At 71.4% G+C, this 25,528-nt stretch carries 21 protein-coding genes; 7 read left to right on the forward strand and 14 right to left on the reverse strand.

Annotated features, from left to right (window positions below):
- Positions 1-57: 57 nt before the first annotated feature.
- The 4 genes from ACQEXA_RS14810 to ACQEXA_RS14825 all read right to left on the reverse strand — a co-directional run bounded on the left by ACQEXA_RS14810 (position 58) and on the right by ACQEXA_RS14825 (position 5,113).
- Complete coding sequence (locus ACQEXA_RS14810) at positions 58-1,341, reverse strand: aspartate aminotransferase family protein (protein ID WP_433130291.1); 1,284 nt, start codon at positions 1,339-1,341, stop codon at positions 58-60.
- Positions 1,338-2,180 (reverse strand): nitrilase-related carbon-nitrogen hydrolase, encoded by an 843-nt coding sequence (locus ACQEXA_RS14815; protein WP_433130293.1) that lies wholly within the window; start codon positions 2,178-2,180, stop codon positions 1,338-1,340. The genes ACQEXA_RS14810 and ACQEXA_RS14815 overlap by 4 nt, the downstream gene beginning before the upstream one ends.
- Before the next feature lie 184 nt (positions 2,181-2,364).
- On the reverse strand, positions 2,365-4,704 hold the full coding sequence (locus ACQEXA_RS14820; RefSeq protein WP_433130295.1) for a hypothetical protein: 2,340 nt from the start codon (positions 4,702-4,704) through the stop codon (positions 2,365-2,367).
- A 157-nt stretch (positions 4,705-4,861) separates the two neighbouring features.
- Positions 4,862-5,113 carry a helix-turn-helix domain-containing protein gene (locus tag ACQEXA_RS14825; RefSeq protein ID WP_359398223.1) on the reverse strand — a complete coding sequence of 84 codons (252 nt, stop codon included), beginning with the start codon at positions 5,111-5,113 and terminating at the stop codon, positions 4,862-4,864.
- 73 nt (positions 5,114-5,186) lie between these two features.
- Here ACQEXA_RS14825 and map point away from each other — a divergent pair, with 73 nt between their 5' ends.
- Both map and ACQEXA_RS14835 read left to right on the forward strand, forming a co-directional pair.
- A complete protein-coding gene (map, locus tag ACQEXA_RS14830; protein WP_433130297.1) occupies positions 5,187-5,963 on the forward strand; it encodes a type I methionyl aminopeptidase in 777 nt (258 codons plus the stop codon).
- Positions 5,964-6,229: 266 nt separating this feature from the next.
- Positions 6,230-8,884 carry an ATP-dependent Clp protease ATP-binding subunit gene (locus ACQEXA_RS14835; RefSeq protein WP_433134563.1) on the forward strand — a complete coding sequence of 885 codons (2,655 nt, stop codon included), beginning with the start codon at positions 6,230-6,232 and terminating at the stop codon, positions 8,882-8,884.
- Between the two features lie 12 nt (positions 8,885-8,896).
- Here the strand turns inward: ACQEXA_RS14835 and ggt are convergent, their stop codons facing one another.
- Positions 8,897-10,696: a gamma-glutamyltransferase gene (ggt, locus tag ACQEXA_RS14840; RefSeq protein ID WP_433130299.1), complete on the reverse strand. Its 1,800-nt coding sequence runs from the start codon at positions 10,694-10,696 to the stop codon at positions 8,897-8,899.
- Positions 10,697-10,960: 264 nt separating this feature from the next.
- Here ggt and ACQEXA_RS14845 point away from each other — a divergent pair, with 264 nt between their 5' ends.
- Together ACQEXA_RS14845 and ACQEXA_RS14850 are read left to right on the forward strand one after the other, a co-directional pair.
- Positions 10,961-11,722 carry a hypothetical protein gene (locus tag ACQEXA_RS14845; protein ID WP_433130301.1) on the forward strand — a complete coding sequence of 254 codons (762 nt, stop codon included), beginning with the start codon at positions 10,961-10,963 and terminating at the stop codon, positions 11,720-11,722.
- A 115-nt stretch (positions 11,723-11,837) separates the two neighbouring features.
- Positions 11,838-13,403, forward strand: coding sequence for an alpha/beta fold hydrolase (locus ACQEXA_RS14850; protein ID WP_433130303.1), 1,566 nt, complete (start codon positions 11,838-11,840; stop codon positions 13,401-13,403).
- A gap of 52 nt (positions 13,404-13,455) precedes the next feature.
- On the opposite strand, the gene ACQEXA_RS14855 is transcribed toward ACQEXA_RS14850, so the two are convergent.
- The 9 genes from ACQEXA_RS14855 to ACQEXA_RS14895 form a co-directional block, all read right to left on the reverse strand.
- Positions 13,456-14,346: an amino acid ABC transporter permease gene (locus ACQEXA_RS14855; RefSeq protein WP_432934331.1), complete on the reverse strand. Its 891-nt coding sequence runs from the start codon at positions 14,344-14,346 to the stop codon at positions 13,456-13,458.
- Positions 14,343-14,987, reverse strand: coding sequence for an amino acid ABC transporter permease (locus tag ACQEXA_RS14860; protein ID WP_432934329.1), 645 nt, complete (start codon positions 14,985-14,987; stop codon positions 14,343-14,345). The genes ACQEXA_RS14855 and ACQEXA_RS14860 overlap by 4 nt, the downstream gene beginning before the upstream one ends.
- Before the next feature lie 11 nt (positions 14,988-14,998).
- Positions 14,999-15,910 carry a glutamate ABC transporter substrate-binding protein gene (locus tag ACQEXA_RS14865; protein WP_432934327.1) on the reverse strand — a complete coding sequence of 304 codons (912 nt, stop codon included), beginning with the start codon at positions 15,908-15,910 and terminating at the stop codon, positions 14,999-15,001.
- Positions 15,911-15,928: 18 nt separating this feature from the next.
- Positions 15,929-16,672 carry an amino acid ABC transporter ATP-binding protein gene (locus ACQEXA_RS14870; protein ID WP_433130305.1) on the reverse strand — a complete coding sequence of 248 codons (744 nt, stop codon included), beginning with the start codon at positions 16,670-16,672 and terminating at the stop codon, positions 15,929-15,931.
- Between the two features lie 138 nt (positions 16,673-16,810).
- Positions 16,811-17,251, reverse strand: coding sequence for a DUF6278 family protein (locus tag ACQEXA_RS14875; RefSeq protein WP_432934325.1), 441 nt, complete (start codon positions 17,249-17,251; stop codon positions 16,811-16,813).
- A 57-nt stretch (positions 17,252-17,308) separates the two neighbouring features.
- Positions 17,309-18,088, reverse strand: coding sequence for an exodeoxyribonuclease III (locus tag ACQEXA_RS14880; protein ID WP_433130307.1), 780 nt, complete (start codon positions 18,086-18,088; stop codon positions 17,309-17,311).
- A gap of 87 nt (positions 18,089-18,175) precedes the next feature.
- Positions 18,176-18,811 (reverse strand): MBL fold metallo-hydrolase, encoded by a 636-nt coding sequence (locus ACQEXA_RS14885; RefSeq protein WP_433130309.1) that lies wholly within the window; start codon positions 18,809-18,811, stop codon positions 18,176-18,178.
- Between the two features lie 70 nt (positions 18,812-18,881).
- Positions 18,882-20,180, reverse strand: a complete 1,299-nt coding sequence (pcaC, locus tag ACQEXA_RS14890) for a 4-carboxymuconolactone decarboxylase (protein ID WP_432934319.1) — start codon at positions 20,178-20,180, stop codon at positions 18,882-18,884.
- 454 nt (positions 20,181-20,634) lie between these two features.
- Positions 20,635-21,177 carry a hypothetical protein gene (locus ACQEXA_RS14895; RefSeq protein WP_433130311.1) on the reverse strand — a complete coding sequence of 181 codons (543 nt, stop codon included), beginning with the start codon at positions 21,175-21,177 and terminating at the stop codon, positions 20,635-20,637.
- A gap of 146 nt (positions 21,178-21,323) precedes the next feature.
- Between ACQEXA_RS14895 and ACQEXA_RS14900 the strand changes: the two genes are divergently transcribed.
- The 3 genes from ACQEXA_RS14900 to ACQEXA_RS14910 all read left to right on the forward strand — a co-directional run bounded on the left by ACQEXA_RS14900 (position 21,324) and on the right by ACQEXA_RS14910 (position 25,528).
- Positions 21,324-22,010: a response regulator transcription factor gene (locus tag ACQEXA_RS14900; RefSeq protein WP_433130313.1), complete on the forward strand. Its 687-nt coding sequence runs from the start codon at positions 21,324-21,326 to the stop codon at positions 22,008-22,010.
- 538 nt (positions 22,011-22,548) lie between these two features.
- Positions 22,549-23,739: a sensor histidine kinase gene (locus tag ACQEXA_RS14905; protein WP_433134565.1), complete on the forward strand. Its 1,191-nt coding sequence runs from the start codon at positions 22,549-22,551 to the stop codon at positions 23,737-23,739.
- 307 nt (positions 23,740-24,046) lie between these two features.
- A complete protein-coding gene (locus ACQEXA_RS14910) occupies positions 24,047-25,528 on the forward strand; it encodes a multicopper oxidase family protein (RefSeq protein WP_433130315.1) in 1,482 nt (493 codons plus the stop codon).

The following is a 25,528-nucleotide window of genomic DNA, read 5'->3' on the forward strand; positions in this document are numbered from 1 at the left end:
CCTTGCTCTGGTCTTACCGAAGACACCTCGTGACGGCGCTGTCGAGGGGCTGGAGCATCAGTGGACGCTCGCCAGGGCTCGCTCGAGGATCGCGGCGCCCTCTTCGGCCTCCGCGACGGTGAGCGTGAGCGGTGGGGCGATGCGCAGCACGCTGGTGTTGTGGCCGCCGCCCTTGCCGATCAGCAGACCGCCCTCGCGGGCCGCCTCGAGCACCGCGGACGCCGCGTCCGGGTCGGCCCGGTCGGTGCCCGGCCGCACCAGCTCGACGCCGATCATCAGGCCGCGTCCGCGCACCTCCCGTACGGCCGGCAGCCGAGCGGCGGCGGCCCGCAGGCGCTCCAGCAGCAGCCCGCCCACGCGCCGGGCGTTGCCCTGCAGGTCGTGCTCCAGCAGATACGAGAGGTTGGCGAGACCTGCCGCCATCGTGATCTGGGTGCCGCCGAACGTCGAGATGGAGTTGGCGTCCAGGCAGTTCATGATGTCGGCGCGGGCGACGACACCGCCGATGGACATGCCGTTGCCGATGCCCTTGGCGAAGGTGAGCATGTCCGGCGGTCCGCTGCGGCCGTGGGCCTGCCAGCCCCAGAAGTGGTCGCCGGTGCGGCCCCAGCCGGTCTGCACCTCGTCGGCGATCCACAGGATGCCGTGCTCCTGGAGCACGTCGCGGAAGGCCGCGTACAGCCCGTCCGGCGGCGAGGTGAAGCCGCCGACGCCCTGGATGGGCTCGGCGATCAGCGCGGCGGGCGGCCGTGTGTGCCCGAGCAGGTCCTTGAGGTCCTCGACGCAGGCCGCGATGAACTCGGCGTCGCTCAGGTGGGCGAACGGGCCGCGGGTGCGGACGCCGCCGTGGACGTACAGGGTCTGCAGCGGGGACAGCGAGGTCGGGGACCAGCCGCGGTTGCCGGTGATGCCGACCGCGCTGAAGGAACGGCCGTGGTAGCTGTTGCGCATCGCCAGGATCTGGTTGCTGCGCCGGTACGTCGTCGCGAGCAGCAGGGCGGTGTCGTTGGCCTCGGTGCCGGACGTGGTGAAGAAGACACGGGCGTCCGGGATGCCGCTCAACTGGGCGATACGCTCGGCGAGTTCGACCATCGGCCGGTTGAGGTAGAGGGTCGAGGAGTGCAGGATCCGCCCGGCCTGCTCGGTCACCGCCTTGGTGACCTCGGGCAGCGCGTGCGCGGTCATCGTGGTGAGGATGCCGCCGAAGAAGTCGAGGTACTTCTTCCCGTCGCCGCCCCAGACATGGCGGCCCTCGCCATGGGTGATCTCCAGGGGCTCCTTGTAGTAGAGGGCCAGCCAGTCGGGCAGGACGGCCCTGTGGCGGGCGTGCAGGTCACTCACGGCTTCACCAGTCCTTCGTACGCGTCGGGGCGGCGGTCGCGGTAGAACGCCCACTGCTGCCGCACTTCTTCGATGAGATCGAAGTCGAGGTCCCGGACGACGAGCTCCTCCTCCTTGTCGTCGGCGACCTCCCCCACGAACTGCCCACGCGGGTCGACGAAGTAGCTCGTTCCGTAGAAGTCGTTGTCGCCGTACTCCTCCCGGCCGACGCGGTTGATGGCGGCGATGAAGTACTCGTTGGCGACGGCGGCGGCGGGCTGTTCGAGCTGCCAGAGATAGGCGGACAGGCCGCGCGAGGTGGCGGACGGGTTGTACACCAACTGGGCGCCGTTGAGTCCGAGTTGCCGCCAGCCCTCCGGGAAGTGGCGGTCGTAGCAGATGTACACGCCGACCCTGCCGACCGCGGTGTCGAAGACGGGCCAGCCGAGGTTGCCCGGTTTGAAGTAGTACTTCTCCCAGAAGCCCTTCACCTGCGGGATGTGGTGCTTGCGGTACTTGCCGAGGTAGCTGCCGTCCGCGTCGATCACGGCCGCGGTGTTGTAGTAGAAGCCGGACTGCTCGCGCTCGAAGACGGGGACGACGATCACCATCCCGGTCTCGCGGGCCAGTTCCTGCATTCGGGTGACCGTGGGGCCGTCCGGCACCGGCTCGGCCCAGCGGTAGTGCTCGGGCTCCTGGACCTGGCAGAAGTAGGGGGTGTTGAAGACTTCCTGGAAGCCGATGATCTTCGCGCCCTGCCGGGCCGCCTCGCGGGCGTGCTCCACATGTTTGGCGATCATGGATTCGGTGTCACCGGTCCAGGTCGCCTGGACCAGTGCGGCGCGTACGACGTGGGCCATGGTGCTGCTCCTTTGCCTGTTGTCCGCCGCGGGGACGTCAGAGCCTCTACGCCCGTAGACACAGGTGGTAGAGGCTCGAACGTAAGCCTCAGGGACGGCCTTGCCAAGACCATCGTCGTCAACCCGCTGAGTCGATCACGTTTCGCACCCCTGCGGGTGAGTGCCCGGAGGGCCCGCGGGCCGCTCAAGCGGTGTGTCCGGCGACTCTGAGGGCATGGACGAGATCCCAGTGCCGCTGGTCGGAGACCCCTCGGGCCGCCTCCAGAAGCAGCGGTACGAGCCGCTGCGGGTCCGGCGCGGCACTGCGGGCCGCCTCCTCCGGCGTACGGGCGCGTACATATACGTCGAGAAGGGCGCGGACCTCGCGGTGCCGGCGCTCCTCGCTCAGCCCGAGCACGGCCTCGCCGATCTCCCCGGCGGGGCGCACCACGCCCTGGCGGAGCATCTGCTCGCCGTCCGCGCTACGGCCCGCCGAGGTGAGCGCGTCAGCGGCGGCGACCAGGCCTGCGACGGACAGTGAGGCTGCCTCCCACAGAAGAGTGGTCCAGTCCGCGTGGAGGCCCGCTCGGTGCAGTTCGTCGGCGAGCAGCGGGTAGCGGGCGGGCGGCCAGTGGGCGGCTTCGACGAGCAGGGCGTGCGCCTCGCCGCTGCGACCCTCCGCGCGTAACCGGGTGAGGGCCGCGACGGTCTCGGCGGTGAGGCGCCGATCCGTCTCGTCGGGGACGTCCCGGCGTGACGGGGTATCCGCCGGGGGCCCGGCAGCCGTGGCCCCGGCGAAGCGGGCGCCACGCGGGCCGCGACGGCTCGTGGCGGGCGCGGGCGCGGACGCGGTACCCGCGGACGCCTCCTGTACGTCCATCACGCCGGCGAATCGCGCGCTGCCGCGGGGGCGGCGCCGGGCGCGCTGCTTGACGGGGGCCTCGGACTGCCCGGCCGCCGGGTGGGGCTCTTCGGCGACGGGCAGGTGGGGTGCGGCCGAATCGGCCGGTGGCCGGGCGTCGGCGCGAGAGCCGAACCCGTGCCCCTCGGGGCCGGGCCGGCCGTCCGGCCACACGAAGCCGCCGCCGGCGTCGCCACCACCGGCCCAAGGCCCCGCGGTCGCGGACCCACCGTCGGCCGCGGTGCCCTCCACCCTGGACGGTTCCCGTCGCGCCTCCACGGAAGGGGCCTGCGCACCTGCACCGGGGCTGCCGGCGTCACTCCCGGCGGGCCGACCGGGTTCGCTGACCGGCACGCCGGACGCATCCCGGCCCTCCGGCCACCGGGCCGGGGCCACTCGGTGGGCCTCCGGCCACTCCGTTCGGGCATCGCCCGGGTCACCACGGGCGGCATCGGGCCCACTCCCCGCACGGCCTTCCGGCCACCCGGCGTCGCCGACCGGCACCCCAGAAGCATCCCGGCCCTCCGCCCAGCCGACCGATCGCAGCCGAGCCGGTTCTACGCGGCGGGCCTCCCCCGGCCACTCCGCACCAGCACCGCCCGGCCCGCCACCGGTACCATCCGGCCCACTCGCCCCAGGGCCTTCCGGCCACCCGGGGCCGCCGACCGGCACCCCGGAAGCATCCCGGCCCTCCGGCCACCGGGCCGATCGCGCACGAGCCGGGTCTACGCGGCGGACCTCCGGCCACTCCGCACCAGCACCGCTCGGCCCGCCACCGGCACCATCCGGCCCACTCGCCCCACGGCCTTCCGGCCACCCGGGGCCGCCGACCGGCACCCCGGAAGCATCCCGGCCTTCCGGCCACCCGCCGCCACCGACCGGGTGGCCCTCGGCGCCCTGGCCGGACGCTTCGCCATCCCGGTCGGTCCCGCGTACTGCCGTGCTCGCTGTCTCCCCCGGCCACTCGCCGTCCACGGGGCCAGGCGCCCGGAAATCACCAGCACCCGGGGAGGGCGGGCCCGAGGCACCCCGGTCGCCGTAGCCCTCCCTCCCGCCCCCGGTCTCCCCCGCCCACCCGCCGTCCCCGGCGGCTGCCGCCCGGAAATCACCCGCGCCCTCGGCGAGCGGACGCATGGCGCGGTGGTCGAGGGCTTCCATACGGCGACGGAGTTCCGCGCAGCGGGCCGTGGCGCGTTCGTGGTCGTCGTGGGCCCAGGCCAGGTCGAGACGGAGTGAGTCGGCCTCCTCGCGCGTCGCGGCGGTCTCGAGCCGGCGGCCGAGGTCCGCCTGGCGATCGGCCGCACGGCGCTGCTCGCGGAGCATCACATCGAGCCGGTGCCCGAGGGCGTCCCTGCCGCCGGGCCGGGCGTCGTACGCGGCGAGCGAGGCACCGTGCAGCGTCCGCGCCCGCTCGGCCTCCCCGGTGGCGGCCTCGGGACCGTATGCCGCTCCGAGGTCGTGCAGCAGCGCCTCCACGACGTCCCAGGGCGGCACTTCCCGCCCGTCGAGGCAGGCCCGCATCCCCTCCGGGTCGCGCTGCCAGAACACTCCGCACCAGCCGCCACCCTGGTCGAGCCGTGTCAGCAGCGCGTTCAGGTAGTCCGCGAATTCCCGCACCCCGCCCGGGAGTCGATCCACAGCCATCGCCAGCTCCCGCCCGAGTGGAGTATCCCGGTCCGGTAGAAAACACCAGCCGTGTTACGGATCGGCTACAGGGAGTTTTCAGGCCGCGCCCGGACAACCTCACGGGAGCGTCCCGAGCCCTGTGCGCCCCCGCCGGCCAACGGGGGGCGTCCGCGATTCAGGCCGCCACCGGCGCGCACAGACCGACGAGTTCGTCCAGGGACAGGCCGAGCACCCGGGCCAGCGCCGCGACCGTGAAGAACGCGGGGGTCGGTGCGCGCCCGGTCTCGATCTTGCGGAGGGTCTCGGCGGAGATCCCGGCGCCCGCGGCCACCTCCGCCATGCTGCGGGGCCCGCGGGCCTCGCGCAGCAACAGCCCGAGTCGCTCGCCGCGTTCGCGCTCTTCGGGGGTCAACGGGTTGCGCACCATGCGCCCATTCTAATACCGGTCCCCCACAGCGCGACCGGTATAGTAATTGGCATTCCGCGGTATAGTAATTGGCATGGTGGAACTCAAGACAGATCCGTCGATCGATGCCATGCACGCGGCAGGGCAGGTCGTCGGCCGAGCCCTCACGGCGGTGCGGAACGCCGCCGGCGTGGGCGTCTCCCTGCTGGAACTGGACGAGGTGGCCCACGGGGTGCTGCGCGACGCGGGTGCGCGCTCGCCGTTCCTCGGCTACCGCCCCTCCTTCGCGCCGACCCCCTTCCCGGCGGTCATCTGCGCGTCCGTCAACGACGCGATCGTGCACGGGATCCCGGACGGCTACCGGCTGCGCGACGGCGACCTGGTCTCCATCGACTGCGGCGCCGAACTGGACGGCTGGGTCGGGGACTCGGCGATCAGCTTCGTCGTGGGCAGGCCCCGGCCCGAGGACCTGCGGCTGGTCGAGACCGCGGAGCGGGCACTCGCGGCCGGCATCGAGGCGGCCGTCGTCGGCAACCGCATCGGGGACATCGCCCACGCGATCGGCTCGGTGTGCCGGGCCGCCGGGTACGGCATCATGGACGATTTCGGCGGGCACGGTGTGGGCCGCAGGATGCACGAGGATCCCGCGGTCCCGAACGAGGGCCGCCCGGGCCGCGGGCTCCGGCTACGCCACGGCATGGTCCTGGCCATCGAGCCCATGCTCATCGGCGGCGGCACGGACAGCTATCACGCGGCCCCCGACGGTTGGACCCTGTGCACGGACGACGGCTCCCGTGCCGCGCACACGGAACACACGGTGGCGATCACGGACGCGGGCCCGCGGATCCTCACCGCATGGCAGGCCTCTTGAGGGAGCGAGCCGCCGTGACGCGTACGGCGTCCGCGGGACCTACGGCGGAGCTGCGCGGACCCGTCCGGCCATGAGCGCCGCGGAGATCGCAGGCGGCCTCCCGGCACGCGGCTCCGGAGGTGCCCGCCGCTGGGGATCGTGCCATCGTGGTACGAGCGGCAGGCGCGCCCCACAGGTGTAGCCGGGCCCCGCCCGGGCACCCGGCACCGGCACGTCGATCAACGAGCGTGTCCCGGGCCCCCGCCGGGACGCCGGAACGGATGGCCATGACCAGCGGGTTCAACGGTCCGCAGGGCTACGGCTCGGACCCCTTCGCAGAGTTCTTCTCCCGGATCTTCGGCGGACAGCGTCCCGGTCCCCGGCAGATCGATCTCGGACGGCTGCTGAGCGAGCCCGCCCGGCAACTGGTCGTCGGGGCGGCGCAGTACGCGGCCCAGCACGGCAGCCGCGATCTCGACACCCAGCACCTCCTGCGCGCCGCGCTCGCCGCCGAACCCACCCGGAGCCTGCTCAGCCGTGCCGGAACGGATCCCGACTCACTGGCGACGGAGATCGACCAGCGGTCCGGCCCGCCCCAGGGCTCGCGCGAGGCGCCGCCGCCCACCTCGCTCTCTCTGACGCCCGCCGTCAAACGCGCCCTGCTGGACGCGCACGAACTGGCCCGGGCGAGCGGCGCCGGGTACATCGGCCCGGAGCATGTGCTCAGCGCGCTGGCCGCGAACCCGGACTCGGCCGCCGGGCACATCCTGCACTCCGCGCACTTCGCGCCTCCCTCCCCGCCGCCCGAGGTCGGGGAGGCCGCGCAGGCGCGTCCGGAGCGGCCGCGGCCCAGCCCGACCCCCACTCTCGACAAGTACGGCCACGATCTCACCGGCCTCGCGCGCCAGGGCCGTATCGACCCGGTGATCGGGCGGGACGAGGAGATCGAGCAGACCATCGAGGTGCTCTCCCGCCGGGGCAAGAACAACCCCGTGCTCATCGGAGACGCGGGCGTCGGCAAGACCGCCATCGTGGAGGGACTCGCCCAGCGCATCGCCGACGGCGACGTGCCCGACATCCTCCTCGGCCGCCGGGTCGTCGCCCTGGACCTGACCGGGGTGGTCGCCGGCACCCGCTACCGGGGCGACTTCGAGGAGCGGCTCAACAACATCGTGGGCGAGATCCGCGCGCACTCGGACGAATTGATCGTCTTCATCGACGAGCTGCACACCGTGGTGGGCGCCGGTGGCGGCGGTACGGAGGGCGGGTCCATGGACGCGGGCAACATACTCAAGCCCGCCCTGGCCCGCGGTGAACTGCATGTCGTGGGCGCCACCACGCTGGTGGAGTACCGCCGTATCGAGAAGGACGCGGCGCTGGCCCGCCGCTTCCAGCCGATCCTGGTTCCCGAGCCGTCCGTCACGGACGCCATCGAGATCCTGCGCGGACTGCGCGACCGCTACGAGGCGCACCACCAGGTCCGCTACACCGACGAGGCGCTGGTCGCGGCCGTCGAACTGTCCGACCGCTATCTCACCGACCGTCATCTGCCGGACAAGGCGATCGACCTCATCGACCAGGCCGGGGCCCGGGTGCGGCTGCGCGCCCGGACCAAGGGCACGGACGTACGGGCCATGGAGCGCGAGGTCGAACAGCTGACCAGGGACAAGGACCAGGCGGTGGCCGACGAGCAGTACGAGCAGGCCACGCAGTTGCGGGACCGGATCACCGGGCTGAAGGAGCGGATCGGGCAGGCCGCCGGAGACACCCAGGCCGACGAGGGCCAGCACCTGGAGGTGACCGCCGAGGCCATCGCCGAGGTCGTCTCCCGGCTCACCGGAATCCCGGTCAGCCGGCTCACCGAGGAGGAGAAGGAACGGCTGCTCCAGCTCGAGCAGCATCTGCACCAGCGGGTCGTCGGGCAGGACGAGGCGGTCAGCGTGGTCGCCGACTCGGTGCTGCGCTCTCGCGCGGGCCTGTCCAGCCCCGAACGGCCGATCGGCAGCTTCCTCTTCCTCGGTCCGACCGGCGTCGGCAAGACCGAACTGGCCCGCGCCCTGGCCGAGGTGCTGTTCGGCAGCGAGGAGCGCATGGTGCGGCTCGACATGAGCGAGTACCAGGAGCGGCACACCGTCAGCCGCCTGGTCGGCGCCCCGCCCGGGTACGTCGGCCACGAGGAGGCCGGCCAGCTCACCGAGGTGGTACGGCGGCACCCGTACTCGCTGCTGCTGCTCGACGAGGTCGAGAAGGCGCACCCGGACGTCTTCAACATCCTGCTCCAGGTCCTCGACGACGGCCGGCTCACCGACGCCCAGGGCCGCACGGTGGACTTCACCAACACGGTCATCGTCATGACCAGCAACCTCGGCTCCGAGGCGATCACCCGGCGCGGCGCGGGCATCGGGTTCGGTCCGGGCGGCCCGGACGCGGACGAGGAGGCGCGCCGGGAGCAGATCCTGCGTCCGCTGCGCGAGCACTTCCGGCCCGAGTTCCTCAACCGCATCGACGAGATCGTGATCTTCCGGCAGCTGACGGCCGAGCAGCTGCGGCGCATCACGGACCTGATGCTCGACAAGACGCGCCGCCGGCTGCACGCCCAGGACATCCACGTCACGTTCACCGAGGCGGCCGTCGACTGGCTGGCACAGCGCGGCTTCCAGCCGGAGTACGGTGCCCGGCCGCTGCGCCGCACCATCCAGCGGGAGGTCGACAACCAGCTCTCCCGGCTGCTGCTGGACAGCCAAATCGAGCGGGGCGGCCGGGTCGTGGTGGACGTCGCGGAGGGCGACCTCGCCTTCCGCACCGAGCCGCCCGCCGCACGGTCGGACGGGACGGGCTCCGCGCCCCAGGGCACTGCCACGGAGCCGGCCGCGGCACCCCCCGCCGTGCAGGGCGGCGAGACGGCCCGCCCCGAAGGGAACGGGGCCGCCCGCCCCGAGTGAGCCGCGTGGCCGCTACGGCGCCGGGTTCACCACCATGGCGGACCCGCCGCCGCGCCGCACCTTCTCGGCCGCCGCGAGCCACTTGCCGTCGGGCAGCCGCTGCACACCGGTGGCGGCGCCGATCTCCGGATTCAGCTTGAAGGAGTGGCCGATCGCCTCGAGCTGCGCGCGCAGGGGACTGTCGTAGAGGCCGGGTTCGAGTTCCGTCTGGGCGGCGTTGCGCTGGCTGGCCCGCGGTGCGGCGATCGCGTCCACGAGCGGCAGATGCCGGTCGAGGAAGCCGGTCAGGGTCTGCAGCACGGTCGTGATGATGGTGGCGCCGCCGGGCGAGCCGAGCGCCACGACCGGCCGGCCCTGCTTGTCGAGCACGATCGTCGGCGAGATCGAGGAGCGCGGGCGCTTGCCGGGGCCGGGCAGGTTCGGGTCGTGGACGGCCGGGTCGGCGGGCGTGAAGGAGAAGTCCGTGAGCTCGTTGTTGAGGAGGAAGCCGCGGCCCGGGACGGTGATCGCGCTGCCGCCGGTCTGCTCGATGGTGAGCGTGTAGGAGACGACGTTGCCCCACTTGTCGGCGACCGTGAGGTGAGTGGTGTTGTCACCCTCGTACGTGGTGGGGGCCGCTTTACCGCCGCTGCCGCAGGCCGCCGGGTGGCGGGGGTCGCCGGGCGCGAGCGGGCTCGTGAGCACCGCGTCGTCCTTGATCAGGCACGCGCGCGAGTCGGCGTACTTCTGCGACAGCAGCTCCTTCGTCGGCACGTCCTCGTAGACGGGGTCGCCGACCCAGCGCCCCCGGTCCGCGAACGCGATGCGGCTCGCCTCGATGAAGTGGTGCAGGTACTGGACCTCGCTCGCCTTGGACAGGTCCGTCCGCTCCAGGATGTTGAGGGCCTCGCCGACCGTCGTGCCGCCGGAGGAGGAGGGCGCGATCGAGTAGACGTCCAGACCGCGGTACGAGGTCCTCGTGGGCGCCTGGAGCTTCGCGCGGTACGCCGCGAGGTCCTGCTCGGAGAGCCTGCCCGGGCGGGCGTTCCAGCCCGCGGCCGGGTCGACGGGCGGCTTGTTCACGGTGGCGACGATGTCCTCGCCGAGGTCGCCGTGGTAGATCGCGCCAATGCCCTTGCGGCCCAGCTCCTCGTAGGTCCGGGCCAGGTCGGGGTTCTTGAAGCTGGAGCCGACCGCGGGGAGCTTCCCTCCCGGCAGGAACAGCTCGGCCGTGTCCGGGAAGTACCGGAAGCGGGTCTCGTTGGACGCGGTCTGCGAGCGGAAGGTGTCGTCGACGGTGAACCCGTCGCGGGCTATCCGCTCGGCGGGCTTCAGGACGGTGCGAAGACGCTCGGTGCCCCATTCGTCCAGCGCCTTCTGCCAGGTCGCGGCCGTGCCCGGGGTGCCGACGCTCAGCCCGCTGCTGACCGCGTCGGCGAAGGCGAGCGCCTTGCCGTTCTCCACGAAGAGGCGGGAGTCCGCGGTGAGGGGGGCCGTCTCCCGGCCGTCGATCGTGTGGACAGTGCGCGACTTGGCGTCGTAGTAGACGAAGTAGCCGCCTCCGCCGATGCCCGCGGAGTAGGGCTCGGTGACGCCGAGCGCGGCGGCCGTGGCGACGGCCGCGTCCACCGCGTTGCCGCCCTTTCTGAGGACCTCGATACCGGCGGCGGTGGCGTCCGCGTCGACGCTGGACACGGCACCGCCGTAGCCCACGGCCACGGGGACCTTCCCGGGAGCCGGGCGGGCGGCCTGCGGCGGGGCCGCCGCTCCCACCGACACCACGGCGGCTGAGACCGCCAGGACCGCCAGATTCCGTGCGACAGGGCGACGCATTCGTACCTCCAGGCTCCTCCATGGCTGGGCTCGCCTCCGGGTGTCACAGCCGGTGTCCAGGGCCCGGTTGTGCTCAGCCCTTCAGGTCTCCGCGCTCCCCCGCGCCCGGTTTCGCTCGCACGGGAGGCGGTCCCATGGCCCCTCGACACCGGCGCGCCCCATTGGCTCACTCGCCGCGACCGTCCGCCGAGCGTAACCGGATTGCCATGGTCCCGTCAGTCCCATCGAACACCGGTCCATCTTGGCCCGCTACCATGCGCGCCCATGAACGACGACGTGCGCAATATCGTCCTGGGAGTGGTCGCGGCCGGCATCAGCGCGGCCCTCGGCTGGCTGGCCCGTACGTATCTCTGGAGGCGGAAACTCCGTCGTAAGCAGGCATTCTTCGGGCTGCCCGACAACTCCGAGTCGCTGCTGGTGGTCAACCGCGACGCGGGCGGCCCCGAGCTGACGGTGACGCGCCACGACGTGTTCGCGCTGCTGGAGTTGTCCGCGCTCATCAAGGACTGCGGCGCCAACGCCCAGGTCATAGCGCACGACGCGGCCCAGCAGGGCTTCGGTGAGCGGACCGAGTTCTGTGTCGGCGGCCCGGCGTCGAACCGCCGGATGGCGGCGCATCTGCACTCCCTGCTGCCGGGCATCGAGGTGAACACCGACCCCGAACCGGGCCCGGAGCGCGGGGCGTTCAGAATAGGCGGCGAGCGCTACGGGCTGGAGGCCGGCAAGGCCGAGTTCGTGATCCTCGCGCGGCTCACCGCGGACCAGGGAAACGGCGCGCGGCCGGTCTTCCTGTTCTGCGGCCAGCGCGCGATCACCAACCAGGCGGCGACACGCTATCTCGCGCGCCATCACGAGCGACTGGCGCGCAAGCACGGCGGCAACTCCTTCGTCCTGCTGCTGAAGGTCGTCAACTCGCAGGCGTACGGGCCGGATGTGGTCGAACTGGTGAAGGACGTCACCCGGGCCGCTCAGGCTCCCGCTCCGGCGCCGGCGCCGGCGCCCCGTAACTCCCACCGTGCCGCCTAGGTCCGTCCGCACGTCAACAATCGTTACTCCCACGTAACTTACCGACGGGTTACCTCCGGTAATGGCCTGAGGTTACCGTCTGGTCACTTTGCACTGAACGAGTGAGGAGTGACCCGTGGGAACTTCACGCAAGGCCCTGCGTACGACCGCCGTGGGTGCCGCCTCGGCGACGCTGATCGCCGGCAGTGCCCTTGGGCTCGCCCCTGCCGCACAGGCCTCCGGCGCCGTGCGGTTCGTCGACATCGCCGGCGACGGCGGCACGGTCCTCAAAGCGAACGTCGCCACGCCCCAGGGCGCCGACGGCACGCGGCGCTATCCGCTCGTCGTGCTTCCGACGAGCTGGGGTCTGCCGCAGGTCGAATACCTCGCCCAGGCCCAGAGGCTCGCCGACTCCGGGTACGTCGTGGTCGCTTACAACGTCCGCGGGTTCTGGCAGTCCGGCGGCGACATAGAAGTGGCGGGGCCGCCCGACATAGCCGACGCCTCCAAGGTCATCGACTGGGCGCTCGCCAACACACCTTCCGACTCCCGGCACATCGGCATGGCGGGTGTCTCCTACGGCGCCGGCATCAGCCTGCTGGCCGCCGCGCACGACAAGCGCATCAAGGCGGTCGCCTCGCTCAGCGGCTGGTCGGACCTGATCGGCTCGATCTACTCCGGCCGCACCCAGCATCTGCAGGCGGCGGCTCTGCTGGACGGCGCGGCGACACTCACCGGCCGCGAGAGCCCCGAAGTCAGGCAGGTGTTCAACGACTTCTACGCCTCCAACCTGGCCAAGGAACAGGAACTCATCGCCTGGGGCAAGGAGCGCTCCCCCGCCACCTACCTCGATCAACTCAACAGGAACGGCGCGGCGATCATGCTCGCCAACGCCTGGGGCGACACGATCTTCCCGGTCAACGGATACGCGGACTTCTACGAGAAGCTGAAGGTCCCGAAGAGACTCGAACTGCGGCCGGGCGACCACGCCACCGCCGAGCTGCCCGGACTGTTCGGGCTGCCCAACGACGTATGGGGCGACACGCAGCGGTGGCTGGACCACTACCTCAAGGGTGTGGACAACGGCATCGACAGGGAGCAGCCCGTACAGCTCAAGTCCCGTTCCACGGACGGCTACGAGGGCTACCCGGACTGGAAGTCGGTGGCCGCGACCAGCAGGAAGATAGATCTCGCCGGCACCACCACGATCCACGCGAACGTCGATTCCGGCGCCGACGGCGGGGTCATCTTCCTCTCCAGCATCCTCGACCAGGTGGCACGGGTGCCCCCGATCGCCTCCATCCCGCTTCTCCCGCGCCGCTGGGCCGCCGTCTGGCAGTCGCAGAAGTCCGCCACCGCCCAGCGGATCCGTGGCACGGTGAGGCTGCACACCACGGTCACCGGCAGCAAGGAGAGCGGCACCCTCGTCGCGTACCTGTACGACGTGGGCCCGCTCGGCCTCGGCAAGCTGGTCAGCAACGCGCCGTACACCTGGTACGGGCAGACGCCCGGCAAGCCGTTCGGCGTCGACCTGGAGCTGTTCTCCACGGCCTACGACGTCCCGGCCGGGCACCGGCTCGCCCTGGTCGTCGACACGGTCGACCCGCTGTACATCGAGCACAACCCGTCCGGCGCGCAGCTGACCTTCTCCTCACCGGCGGACGATCCGTCCTATGTGTCCGTTCCGCTGCGCGAGCAGTGATCTCCGGCCGGCGCCGGCCGGGCCTGGCCCTGTGGCTGCCGCCCTCCTCCCCCTACGGTCCCGGGGCCGTGGGGGGAATCCCACCCGGCAGCAACGTCCCCGCCCCGGCCGTGGCGACGTCCACGGCCTCGGTCTTGGGGCTGCGCCGCTCCCACCGGGACGCCCATTGCGCGACCCGCGAGAGCAACATGCACATCCCGATGTAGATCGGTGAGATCACCATCACCACGGGGATGAACGGCAAATCGTAGTCGAGGTTCGAGGCGATGAGCTTCCCGGCGTGAAGAAACTCCTCATAGGTGATCAGAAACCCGAGGGAGGTGTCCTTCAACGCCACCACCAACTGGCTGATGATGGCGGGCAGCATGGCCCGTACGGCCTGCGGCACAAGGACGTACGACATGACCTGCGTCTTGCGCATACCGAGCGCGTAGGCCGCCTCCCGCTGGCCTCGGTCCACCGAGGCGATCCCGGAGCGGAACACCTCGGCGAGCACCGAGCCGTTGTAGAGGGCGAGTCCCGCGACCAGTGCGGGCAGGGGCTGCACCTTCAGCGCCACGAAGATGAAGAAGATCATCACCAGCAGCGGCATGGCGCGGAAGAACTCGACGACGAGCGTCGACAGCCAGCGTACGGGGGCGTGTTCGGAGAGCCGTCCGGTGGCGAGGACCCCGCCGAGGGCCAGCGAGAGCACGGCCGCCATCGAGAAGGCCTTAAGCGTGTTGCCGAGGCCCCGCAGCAGAAGCTCCTGAATTCCCTTGTACTCGAAGGGCATCCACTTCGTGTACGAGAACTGGCCGGTGTCGACGAGGAGATACACGATCCAGGCGATGATTCCGAGAAGGACGACGGCGGCAACGGCCGCGAAGACGCCTTGCCGTTGCCGGGCCCTGGGGCCCGGGATGTCGTAGAGGGCCGTGGCGACCGCGGCCTTGCCGGTCATCGGGCGATTCCCCAGCGGCGCTCCAGGAGGTTGAAGAGCGCGCTGATGGCGCCGGTGACGACCAGATAGCCGACGGCGATCCAGAAGAACGTCCAGACGACGTTGTAGCCGAGCTCGCTCAGCGTCCGGTAGGTGCCTAGCAGTTCGGTCACGCTGAAGGCGCCCGCGATCGCCGAGTTCTTGGCGAGCGCGATCAGGATCGAGCCGACCGGCGGGATCACCGAGCGGAAGGCCTGCGGCAGCACGATGTGCGACAGGGTCTGCCGGAAGGTCATGCCGAGACTGCGCGCCGCCTCACCCTGGCCGGTCGGCACCGTGTTGATGCCGGAGCGCAGTGCCTCGCAGACGAACGCCGAGGTGTAGCAGCCGAGTGCCAGCACGGCGAACACCATGAAGGGCAGCACGAGCCCGAAGCGCGGCAGCCCGAGCAGCACCGCGAAGAACAGCAGTGTGAGCGGGGTGTTGCGCAGGACCGTCACCCACGCGGTGCCGAAAGCCCTCAGGGAGCGCACGGGCGCGACCCGGAAGGAGGCCATCACGAAGCCGAGCGCGAGGGCCAGCAGGGAGGAGTAGACGGTGAGTTCGACGGTGCCGAGGAAGCCCTCGGCGAAGACGGAGAAGTTGTCGGTCAGTACCTTCACACGTGCCTCGTTCAGGTCGCCGGATAGCGGTCGATCGCGGGCGGGGTCGGCGCGGGCACCCCGGACAGGCCGAGCGTCGCCTCGAACGCCTTCTTCCAGTCGCCGTCCTTGATACGGGCCTCCAGCGCGTCGTCGAGCGCGAACCGGAGGGCGTTGTCGCTGCGCGGAACGCCGATGCCGTAGGGCTCCTGGGAGAAGGGCCTGCCGACGACCCTGAGTTCCTTCGGGGCCTTCGCCGCGAAGCCGATGAGGATGGCGTCGTCGGTGGTGACCGCGTCGACCTGGTACGTGAGCAGGTTGTCGACACAGACGGAGTATGTGTCGTAGGCGACCAGGACCGCCTTCGGGTACTCCTTCTTGATGCGCTGGTACGGGGTCGAACCGGCCACCGAGCACACGCGTTTGCCGTCCAGGTCCTGCGGGCCGTCGATGCCGTGCTCGTCCTGGCGGACCAGCAGGTCCTGGCCGGCCATGAAGTACGGGCCCGCGAATCCGACGAGCTTCTTGCGCAGGGCGTTGATGGTGTAGGTGCCGACGTAGTAGTCGATCTGCCCGTTCTGCAGGGCTGTTTCGCGGTTGGCGGAGGCGATGGTCAGGAAGCGGATCGTCTTCGGGGAGAGGCCGAGCGAGGCCGACATCATCCTCGCGATCTCGATGTCGAACCCGGAGTAGACACCCGTGGCCGGGTCCTTCTCGCCGAGGTAGGGCTGGTCCTCCTTGGCGCCGACGACGAAGTAGCCGCGCTTCCTCGCCCGCTCCCAGGTGGGCGAGCCGGGGAGCCGGAACCCCTGGGCCACTTGGTAGTGCGGGAGCCTGTCCGTCGCCGGCCCCTTGGTGGGCGGACTGCCCTCCTTGCCGCAGGCGGCGGCCGCCGAAGCGACGAGCAGCGCGAGGGCGAGGCACACGGATCTGGTTCGGATCACGGATCGCACACCCCCCGGTCAGTGCTTGAGGATCTTGGACAGGAAGTCCTTGGCGCGGTCGCTGCGCGGATCGGTGAAGAACTCCTCGGGGGTGCGGTCCTCCACCAGCCGGCCCTCCGCCATGAAGACGACACGGTGGGCGGAGGCGCGGGCGAATCCCATCTCGTGGGTGACCACGACCATCGTCATCCCGTCGCGGGCGAGCCGCCGTATGACCTCCAGGACCTCGTTGATCATCTCGGGGTCCAGAGCGGAGGTCGGCTCGTCGAACAGAAGCGCCTTGGGCTCCATGGCGAGGGCGCGGGCGATGGCGACGCGCTGCTGCTGGCCGCCGGAGAGCTGGGCCGGGTACTTCGACGCCTGGGAAGCCAGGCCGACGCGGTCGAGGAGTTCGAGGGAGCGCCGGTCGGCCTCGTCCCTGCTGCGCCGGCGGACCTTGACCGGGGCGAGCGAGACGTTCTGGAGGACGGTCTTGTGGGCGAAGAGGTTGAAGGACTGGAAGACTATGCCCACGTCGGCCCGGAGACGGGCGAGTGCCCTGCCCTCTTCGGGCAGCGGCCGGCCGTCGAGTCTGATCGTGCCGGACTGGATGGTCTCCAGCCGGTTGATCGTCCGGCAGAGCGTGGACTTGCCCGATCCCGACGGGCCGACGACCACGACCACCTCGCCCTTGCCGACCGTGAGCTCGATGTTCTGCAGGACGTGCAGGTCGCCGTACCACTTGTTCACGCCGTGAAGCTCGATCAGCGGATCGCCCGCCATGCCCAGCCCGTCCTACTCGCCGAGTGCCGCAGGCCCCGCAACCTATCCGGACGGGAACGGGCCCGACACCCGACACGCACCTTTCGGTGATTAGCCGTATTTACCGGGCGCTGAGGCGAGGCACTGGCCGCGGCACTGCTAGGCCTCGGTCACCTCGGCGTATACGTAGGAGAGTTCAGGGGCGCCCGTGGCGGCCCAGGTGTGCCCGTCGGCCACCACGTCGATCTCGCGCCCGGAGGCCAGCCGCACCACGGGATGGCCGTTCGGCCAGATCGACCAGGCGGCGCCGGCGACCGTACGGACGATCACCGTGCCCAGATACAGGCCCGCGTCGTTCCCGAGCCAGGGGAGGATCTCCTCGTCGTCGCGCCAGCGCGGCACCAGCTGGTCGAGCGCCTCCAGGGACGCGGCGGAGTCGTCGAGTTCGACACCGTCCTGCCCGGCCTGTGCGCGCAACAGCTCGCACTCGGAGAGGAGTTCGCCGACACCGGCCGCGTCGGTGCCGTCGTCGGAGAACACCGCCATACCGAAAGCGGGGCCACGCTTCTTGCGCCAGTTGCCCAGGAAGGGGATGTTCATAGGCTCAGCGTGTCACCGGCGACACCGGTCGCACCATAGTGACACTGCCCAAACCCCCTACACGTCCAGGTCCACCACCACCGGCGCATGGTCGGAGGCGCCCTTGCCCTTGCGCTCCTCCCGGTCCACGTACGCGTCCTTGACCGCCGCCGCGAACGGCTTGTTGCCGTACACGAGGTCGATGCGCATACCGCGGTTCTTGGGGAAGCAGAGCTGACGGTAGTCCCAGTACGTGAACGGGTGGTCGTACTTCAGCGGACGCGGGACGACGTCGGCGAGGCCGGTCTCACGCAGGGAGGCCAGGGCCGCGCGCTCGGCAGGGGTGACATGCGTGGCGCCCTCGAAGGCGGCGACGTCGTACACGTCGTCGTCCGTCGGCGCCACGTTGTAGTCGCCGAGCACCGCGAACGGGCGACTGCCGCCGGCGTCGCCCGCCACGGCCGCCTTCAGCGCCTCGAACCACTGGAGTTTGTACGCGTAGTGCGGGTGCTCCACCTCGCGGCCGTTCGGCACGTACACCGACCAGACGCGGACCGGGCCGCAGGTCGCGGAGAGGGCGCGGGGCTCCTCGACGCCCTCGTAGCCGGGGTCGCCGGGCAGGCCCTTGACGACGTCCTCGATGCCGACGCGGGAGAGCACCGCGACGCCGTTCCACCGGCCGGTGGCGTGGACCGCTGCCTCGTAGCCCAGCTCGCGCAGCTGGTCGTAGGGGAACTGCTGCTCGGCGACCTTGGCCTCCTGCAGGCACAGCACGTCCGTGCCGCTGCTCTCCAGCCAGGCCAGAAGCCTCGGGAGGCGGGCGGTGATCGAGTTCACGTTCCAGGTCGCGATGCGCATGCCTCACAACCTACCCGGCGGGTGTGACAACGCGGTCCCGCGTCCCACGGAACCCCCCGCGGCCCGGCCTCCCCGGCTTCCCGGTGCTCAGACCTCCGCCGTCGCCCCCGGCGTCAGCCGCAGGTGCTCGGCACCGCCCAGCGCCCCGATCTGGTGGTCGTAGATCGGACGGGCCAGATCCGTCAGAAGGGCGTCGTGGATGTCGTACGCGCGCCGCGGCCCGACCTCGCGGACGTAGTCGATGACTTCGGCGATCTTGTTCCAGGGGGCCATCACCGGAAGCATCAGCGTCTCGACCGGCTGATCGGGGACGGTGAGCGCGTCGCCGGGGTGGAAGACCTTGCCGCCGTCGACGAGATACCCGACGTTGGTGATACGCGGGATGTCCGGGTGGATCACGGCGTGCAGTTCGCCGTGCACCTGGACGTCGAAGCCGGCGGCGCTGAACGTGTCGCCGTGGCCGACGGTGTGCACGCGGCCCGGGAACGCCGCGGAGATCTGCTCCGCCACGGACGCGAGCGTCCAGATCTCGGCGGCAGGGTTCACCTCCATCCCGGCCCGCAGCCGCTCCTCGCTGAAGTGGTCCATGTGCTCGTGCGTCACGAGGATGGCCTCTGCACCGACCGCGGCGTCCTCCTCGCTGAAGGCGCCCGGGTCGATGACGAGCCTGCGCCCGTCCTTCTCGAGCTGGATGCAGGCGTGCGACTTCTTCGTGAGCTTCATACGTCCATCCTGCCCCGGCCCGGGCAGCCGGGGCCCGCCGAGCCTGGTGCTCCTGGTGCCCGGCTGACGATCATGCCTGAGGAGTCGTCTCCTCCCGGATGACCTGCTGGGCCACCTTGAACGCGCTGTTCGCGGCGGGTACGCCGCAGTAGACCGCGGCCTGGAGCAGCACTTCCTTGATCTCGCCGGGAGTGAGCCCGTTGCGCAGGGCCGCCCGGGTGTGGAAGGCGAGTTCCTCCAGGTGGCCGCCCGCCACCAGCGCGGTGAGCGTGACACAGCTGCGCGCGCGCCGGTCGAGGCCCGGCCGGTCCCAGATCTCGCCCCACGCGTACCGGGTGATGAACTCCTGGAAGTCCCCGGAGAAGTCGTCCGCCGCGGCGAGCGCCCGGTCGACGTGCGCGTCACCGAGCACCTCGCGGCGGACCTTGATCCCCGCGTCGTACGGGTCGGGCCTGCCCCCGGGCTCGAGCGGTACGGCCACCGGGGCGATCTCGGCCCGGGGGGCCACCAGCGGCGCCGCGGACAGGACGGGTTTCACCGGAGACGCGGTGATCGCCGCCATCTGGCCGGTCACCGCGTCGAATCCGGGCTGCCACGCGGTCGAGAAGTGGTGGACCAGCAGATCCGTGACCGCCGCGGGCTGCTCGACGGGCACCAGATGGGAGGCGCCGGGGACGACCGCGAGCCGCGCGTCGGGTATCCCGGCGACCAGGGTCCGCGCCTGGGCGGGACCGGTGATCCGGTCGTCGGAGCCGACCAGGACGAGGGTGGGGACGCCGATACGGCCGAGTGCGGCCCGTGCGTCAAACGCGGCGAGCGCCTCGCAGGCCGCGATGTAGCAGCCGGGGTCCGTGGTGCGCACCATCTGCACCGCCCACTCGGTGATCGCGGGCTGGGCGGCCGCGAACCCGGAGGTGAACCAGTGCTCCGGGGACATCCGGGCGATCGGGTCGAGCCCGTTGGACCGGACGATCACTCCGCGCTGGCGGAACTCGTCGGCCGTGCCGAAGCGGGGGGAGGCGGCGATCAGGGCGAGGGAGGCGAGGCGTTCGGGGTGGCGCAACGCCAGTTCGACCCCGATGGCACCGCCGAGCGCGCAGCCCGCGTAGCCGAAGCGCTGCACACCGAAGCTGTCCAGGGTGGCGAGGAGCCGGGTGGTCAGGTCGGTGACGGAGCCCGCCGGGTGCGCGGGGGCGCCGCCGTGCCCGGGTAGATCGAAGCGGAAGATGCGCCACTGCCTGGCGAGTTCCGGGACCTGGCGGTCCCACATGTGCCATGTTGTCCCGAGCGACGGCCCCAAGATCAGGACCGGGGCGTCTTCTGGCCCGTCAAAGCGGTATTGCAGGGGTGCGGCAGTCGTCTCACTCACTCGACTCACGCTCTCACATCCGCCCATTTCTCATGAGCAGGGGTCGCAACCCCATGCGAGCCGTCCCACTTCGTGGCCGCTTGGCGAAGATCTTTCACGGCCGCCTTCACAGGTGCTTCCCGCGGTCCTCACCTGGCGGAGTCCGGACCGCCGCCGGCACTCCGGGCGGAGGGCCCCCGGGCAGGGTCTGGGGGTGGGTGGCCCTGCCCGGGGAGTCCCACCGGCCGCGGCCCGTGGCTGCCACGGTGGTGACCCGCAGGCCCTCGGCCCGCCCCGGTCGGTCTCGCGTCTGCCGGTGTGCCCGTTCGCCGATCTGCCGGTCAGCACGTCCTGCGGGTCGACTGACCCGCAGGACGTGCCCGGCTGCCGATCTCGCCAATCTGCCGACCGTCAGACGGCCGAGCTTTGTCGATCTGTCGGCCTGTCGGCCTGTCGGCTTCGTGGTCCGGAGCCGTCAGCGGTCGTCGCGGCCGCCGTACGAGCCGCCGCCGTGGTGGTCGTCCCCGCCGTCGTGCGAGCCGCGCCCATGGTGGTCGTCACCAGCGGGGTCGTCCGCGCCGCGACCTCGCGCACCGCCGCGGTCGTCGCCGGCCGGATCGTCGGCGTGGTGCCGGGCCTCGGGGCTCCGGTCGCCGGAGCGGCCGTGATGCGCGGTCGGATAGTCGTCGGCGTGCGGCCGGTCCTCCACGGCGGCGCCCGGCATGCCCTGGGTCGCCGGTGCGGTGCGGGAGTCGTCCAGGCCGGCGCGGGCACCGTCGTCCGCGCCCGAGTGACGGCCGTGGTCGTCCGCGCCCGAGTGGCGGCCGTGGTCGTCCGCGCCCCGGTCGTCCGTGCCGTGCCGCTGGTGGTGCGTCGACGGGGTGACGGGGCCGGGGGCCTGGTGGCCGGCCGGTGAGGCGACGGCCGTGGCGGTGACGGCGCCTCCGCCGATCACGGCCGCCGCGACGCACACGGCTGCGATGGTTCGACGGCGGCCGGTGAGCCGGAAGATGCTCATGATGTGTCCCCTCCTTCGCTCCGCGGCCGGTCCGCGGAGTCCGTCCGGCGCCTTCACCGGACGGGAACCACCGTGCGCCACGCATCCTGAAGCCAGGCTGAAGCAACCTGAAGCCGTCTGCAGGAAGGCTCTGACACCCTGTCGCCATGCGCCTGCTGATAGTCGAGGACGAGCGACGCCTCGCCACCGCCCTCGCACGCGGACTGGCCGCCGAGGGCTTCGCCGTCGACGTGGCCCATGACGGTGTCGACGGGCTGCACTTGGCCCGTGAGCAGGAGTACGACCTGATCGTGCTCGACATCATGCTCCCCGGCATGAACGGCTACCGGGTCTGCGCCTCGCTCCGGGACGAGGGCGACGACACGCCCATCCTGATGCTGACCGCCAAGGATGGCGAATACGACGAGGCGGAGGGCCTGGACACCGGCGCTGACGACTACCTGACGAAACCGTTCTCCTACGTCGTCCTCCAGGCTCGCATCCGCGCCCTGCTGCGCCGCCGTGGCCGCACCGGCTCCCCGGTCCTGCGCGTCGGCAGTCTGAGCCTTGATCCCGGAGCCCGGCGCGTGACCCGGGACGGGGAGGAAGTCGCCCTGACCACCAAGGAGTTCGCGGTACTGGAACACCTCGCACGGCACGCCGGTGAGGTGGTCTCGAAGGCGGACATCCTCACGCACGTCTGGGACTTCGCCTACGACGGCGACCCGAACATCGTCGAGGTCTACGTGAGCGCGCTCCGCCGCAAGATCGACGTCCCGTTCGGACGCCGCTCCATCAAGACCGTGCGCGGCGCCGGATACCGCCTGGAGGCCGAAGGGGGACGCGATGCCTAGGCTGCCGGCGTCGGTCCGGGCACGCGCGGCGCTCGCGGCCACCGTGGTGGTCTGCCTCGCGCTGGTCGCGGCGGGCTTCGGTGTGGTCGCGGTGCTCCGGCACAACCTCACCGGACGGGCCGGCCTGGAGGCCGAGGTCACCGCCCGTACGGTGGCCGGTTCCCAGGACGCGCTGAACGGCCGGTTCGACCGGCTCCACCTGCCGGAGGACGGGCGCGTGGTCCAGGTCGTCGACTCGGCCGGGCAGGTGCTGGGCGCCGGTGCCGCCCTCGCGGGCCGTGCCCCCGTCGCCGACTACGCCCGGGCGGCGGACAGCACCGCAGCGCCCGCGTCCACCGCCTCCCCTACTCCCACGGCACCGGCGTCCGCAGCGCCCTCCCCGTCGGGGTCGGGAGCGGCATTCGTACCGCCTTCCCCGTCGGCGTCCGGGACAGCAGGCGTGACCGGCACGGCCGCGCACGCGAATACCAGTGCGGGCGTTCCGGGTGGCGTGCTCGCCGCCGTGTACGTCCCCGTCCGCGGCGGGATCGCCCGGACCGTGGTCCCCGTGGACGACCACGGGCGCCGAGGCCGGGGCGCTGACGACCACGGCGGCAGCGACGACGGCTCCGCCACGCCAGACGGGAAGAGCGAGGGGCCGACCGGCGACGACCACGGCGGAGCCACCAGCAGCCCCCCGCGCGGCAAGGTCGGCACCGACGTGCAGCGGCGCACGATCCGGGCCACCGTGGCCGGCGCGACCCACGACTACAGCTTCGCCGCCGTACAGGGCACCACCTACGACGGCCGCACCTACACCGTCTATGCGGGGGTCTCCCTGGAGGAGGAGCAAGCCACCCTTGACCAGGTCACGAAGTCGCTACTGACCGGTCTGCCGTTCCTGCTCGCCGTGGTGGCGGCCGTGACCTGGCTGGTCACTCGGCACGCGCTGAGGCCGGTGGAGGGTATCCGCGCCGAGATGGCGGAGATCACGGGGAGCGGCGACCTGTCCCGCAGGGTTCCCGAGCCCTGGTCGGGGGACGAGATCGCCCGGCTGGCCCGCACCACCAACCAGACACTGGCCGCCCTGGAGAGTTCGGTGGAGCGGCAGCACCGCTTCATCGCCGACGCCTCCCATGAACTGCGCAGCCCCATCGCCAACTTGCGCACCCAACTGGAGGTCGCCGACGCGCACCCGGAACTGCTGGACACCCACGACCTCGTCCAGGACGTCGTACGCCTGCAGCACCTGGCCACCGACCTGCTGCTCCTCGCCCGGCTGGACGCCGGGGAGAGTCCGGCCCACGCGCGTGTCGACCTCGCGGACCTGATACGGGAAGAGGTGGCCGCGCGGGCGGCGACGGACCGGTTCGCCCCCGCCGTGACGTTGGAGGGCGAGTCGCTCGCGGTGACCGGGAGCAGGACACAGCTCGTCCGCGTCCTCGCCAATCTCCTGGACAATGCTCAACGCCACGCGAAGGGCGCGGTGTTGGTGACCGCAGCCGTCGAGGGCGACGACATCGTCCTCACCGTCGCGGACGACGGTCCCGGGGTCGCTCCGGAGGACCGGGAGCTGGTCTTCGAGCGGTTCGTCCGCCTGGACGAGGCCCGAAGCCGCGATGCAGGCGGTGCCGGTCTCGGACTGGCCATCGCCCGGGACGTGGTGCTGCGGCACGGCGGCTCGCTCACCGTCGGGGGTGATCCCGGCGAGGGAGCGGTCTTCCGCGCCCGGCTTCCGCGCGCGAAGTGACGACGAGTACGGAGCACGTCCCCGCGGGGAACTCCATGCCGTACCGCACGAGCGGTCGTCAGCACGGCCCACGCCGACGCGACGAGTGCCGCCGATCCGCCGCCCGCTCGCACACGGGGCCGCCGATCGGACACACCCATTCAGGTGCTCCGTGTACTGCCGTTTGAGCGGATGCCGCCGCCCCGGGTCGCGCACCAGCCGGCTGTGGTCCTCCGTCGCCCTAGGCTCCGGAGGACGGACCGCCGGCGGTCGTCGTGACTCCGCAACCGGGCCTCGCCCGCCCGGCGCAGCTTCCCTGGGGAGAGATGTGACCAGGCCTACTACTCGTCGTTCTCCGCTGACCTGGCTGGTTGCCGGCCTGGTCCTCGCCACCGCCGTGCTGGCCGGCTGCGCGGGCCCCGACCCGGCCGAGCACGGCCATCACCAGACCGGGCCCAAGGAGAGCGGCGCGGACACCGGCCAGGGTCCGGCTCTGCAGGACCCTCCGGAAGTGGTCAGCCGCGACGGCCTGCTCAAGACCACCATCAAGGTGGAACGGCACAAGGTCCAGGTCGGCGACCGTCAGTTGTACGCGACCACGTACAACGGGGCGTACATGCCGCCCACGTTGCGGGTGCGACCCGGTGACCACATCGACATCACCATGACCAACAACGTCGACGAGAGCACGAGGCTGCATCTGCACGGCCTGCACGTGTCACCGACCGCCCCCGCCGACGACATGTTCACCGCCATCAAGTACAAGCAGTCGTACCACTACAAGTACTGGATTCCGCGCAGTCAGCCCATGGGGACCTACTGGTACCACTCGCAGGCCGACCTGCGGTCCACCGCCCAGGTCGTCGGCGGAGAGTCGGGCATCATCATCGTCGACGGGCTCCAGCGGTACCTGCCGCCGTCACTGCGCGACATCACCGAGCACACGATCGCGCTGAAGGACGACCAGATCCAGGGCGACTCGATCAAGACCCGTCCCCTGAGCATCGGCGCGCCCACCAACCGCACCGTCAACGGCCAGCAGAACCCCGTGATCAGCATCCGGCCCGGCGAGACCCAGCTGTGGCGTCTGGCCAACATCGGCGCCAACATCTACTACAAGGTCCATCTCAACGGCACCAGCTTCCATGTGCTCGCCCAGGACGGCATCCCCGTCACCAAGGTCTACTCCCAGGACACCCTGCTCATGCCCTCCGGCGCCCGGTTCGACGTCCTCGTCCAGGGCGGCAACCCCGGTACGACCCAGCTGGAGACCCTCCCGTACGACACCGGGTCCGCCGGGTACAAGTTCCCCCAGGCGAACCTGGCCACCGTCGTCACCAGCGGCCCGAGCACGACCCCGGCCGCCATCCCGACCGACTTCGCCCCGCACGAGGACCTGTCCGACGCGACGATCGCGGACCGCAAGACCATGGTCTTCACGGAGAACTACTGGGGCTCGCAGTACTTCATCAACGGCCGGACGTACGACCCGCAGAGGACCGACCTCACCGCCGTACTCGGCACCGTCGAGGAGTGGAACATCCGCAATGCCACGGAGGAGGACCAGTCCTTCCACCTCCACACCAACGGCCTGCAGCTGATGAGCGTCAACGGAAAGCCCTACGACCCCACCCACGGCTGGTACGACACGGTGAACGTCCCGGCGCAGGGCAACATCGTCGTCCGGGTCCGCTTCGCCGACTTCCCCGGAAAGACAGTCCTGCACTGCGGCATCCTCAGCCACAAGGACAGCGGCATGATGGCCGTCCTCGACATCGTCGACCAGAAACACGAGCCGGAGAGTCAGTGA

The sequence above is a fragment of the Streptomyces sp. CA-106110 genome (genome assembly GCF_050936285.1).
Taxonomy (GTDB): domain Bacteria; phylum Actinomycetota; class Actinomycetes; order Streptomycetales; family Streptomycetaceae; genus Streptomyces.

What these genes read in the sequence shown, in the direction of transcription:
- ACQEXA_RS14895 (WP_433130311.1), bottom strand. Translation starts at nt 21,177, where the DNA reads ATGAGCATCTTCCGGCTCACCGGCCGCCGTCGAACCATCGCAGCCGTG.
- ACQEXA_RS14825 (WP_359398223.1), bottom strand. Translation starts at nt 5,113, where the DNA reads ATGGTGCGCAACCCGTTGACCCCCGAAGAGCGCGAACGCGGCGAGCGA.
- ACQEXA_RS14815 (WP_433130293.1), bottom strand. Translation starts at nt 2,180, where the DNA reads ATGGCCCACGTCGTACGCGCCGCACTGGTCCAGGCGACCTGGACCGGT.
- ACQEXA_RS14870 (WP_433130305.1), bottom strand. Translation starts at nt 16,672, where the DNA reads ATGGCGGGCGATCCGCTGATCGAGCTTCACGGCGTGAACAAGTGGTAC.
- ACQEXA_RS14855 (WP_432934331.1), bottom strand. Translation starts at nt 14,346, where the DNA reads ATGACCGGCAAGGCCGCGGTCGCCACGGCCCTCTACGACATCCCGGGC.
- ggt (WP_433130299.1), bottom strand. Translation starts at nt 10,696, where the DNA reads ATGCGTCGCCCTGTCGCACGGAATCTGGCGGTCCTGGCGGTCTCAGCC.
- ACQEXA_RS14900 (WP_433130313.1), top strand. Translation starts at nt 21,324, where the DNA reads ATGCGCCTGCTGATAGTCGAGGACGAGCGACGCCTCGCCACCGCCCTC.
- ACQEXA_RS14885 (WP_433130309.1), bottom strand. Translation starts at nt 18,811, where the DNA reads ATGAAGCTCACGAAGAAGTCGCACGCCTGCATCCAGCTCGAGAAGGAC.
- ACQEXA_RS14835 (WP_433134563.1), top strand. Translation starts at nt 6,230, where the DNA reads ATGACCAGCGGGTTCAACGGTCCGCAGGGCTACGGCTCGGACCCCTTC.
- ACQEXA_RS14820 (WP_433130295.1), bottom strand. Translation starts at nt 4,704, where the DNA reads ATGGCTGTGGATCGACTCCCGGGCGGGGTGCGGGAATTCGCGGACTAC.
- ACQEXA_RS14845 (WP_433130301.1), top strand. Translation starts at nt 10,961, where the DNA reads ATGAACGACGACGTGCGCAATATCGTCCTGGGAGTGGTCGCGGCCGGC.
- map (WP_433130297.1), top strand. Translation starts at nt 5,187, where the DNA reads ATGGTGGAACTCAAGACAGATCCGTCGATCGATGCCATGCACGCGGCA.
- ACQEXA_RS14875 (WP_432934325.1), bottom strand. Translation starts at nt 17,251, where the DNA reads ATGAACATCCCCTTCCTGGGCAACTGGCGCAAGAAGCGTGGCCCCGCT.
- ACQEXA_RS14880 (WP_433130307.1), bottom strand. Translation starts at nt 18,088, where the DNA reads ATGCGCATCGCGACCTGGAACGTGAACTCGATCACCGCCCGCCTCCCG.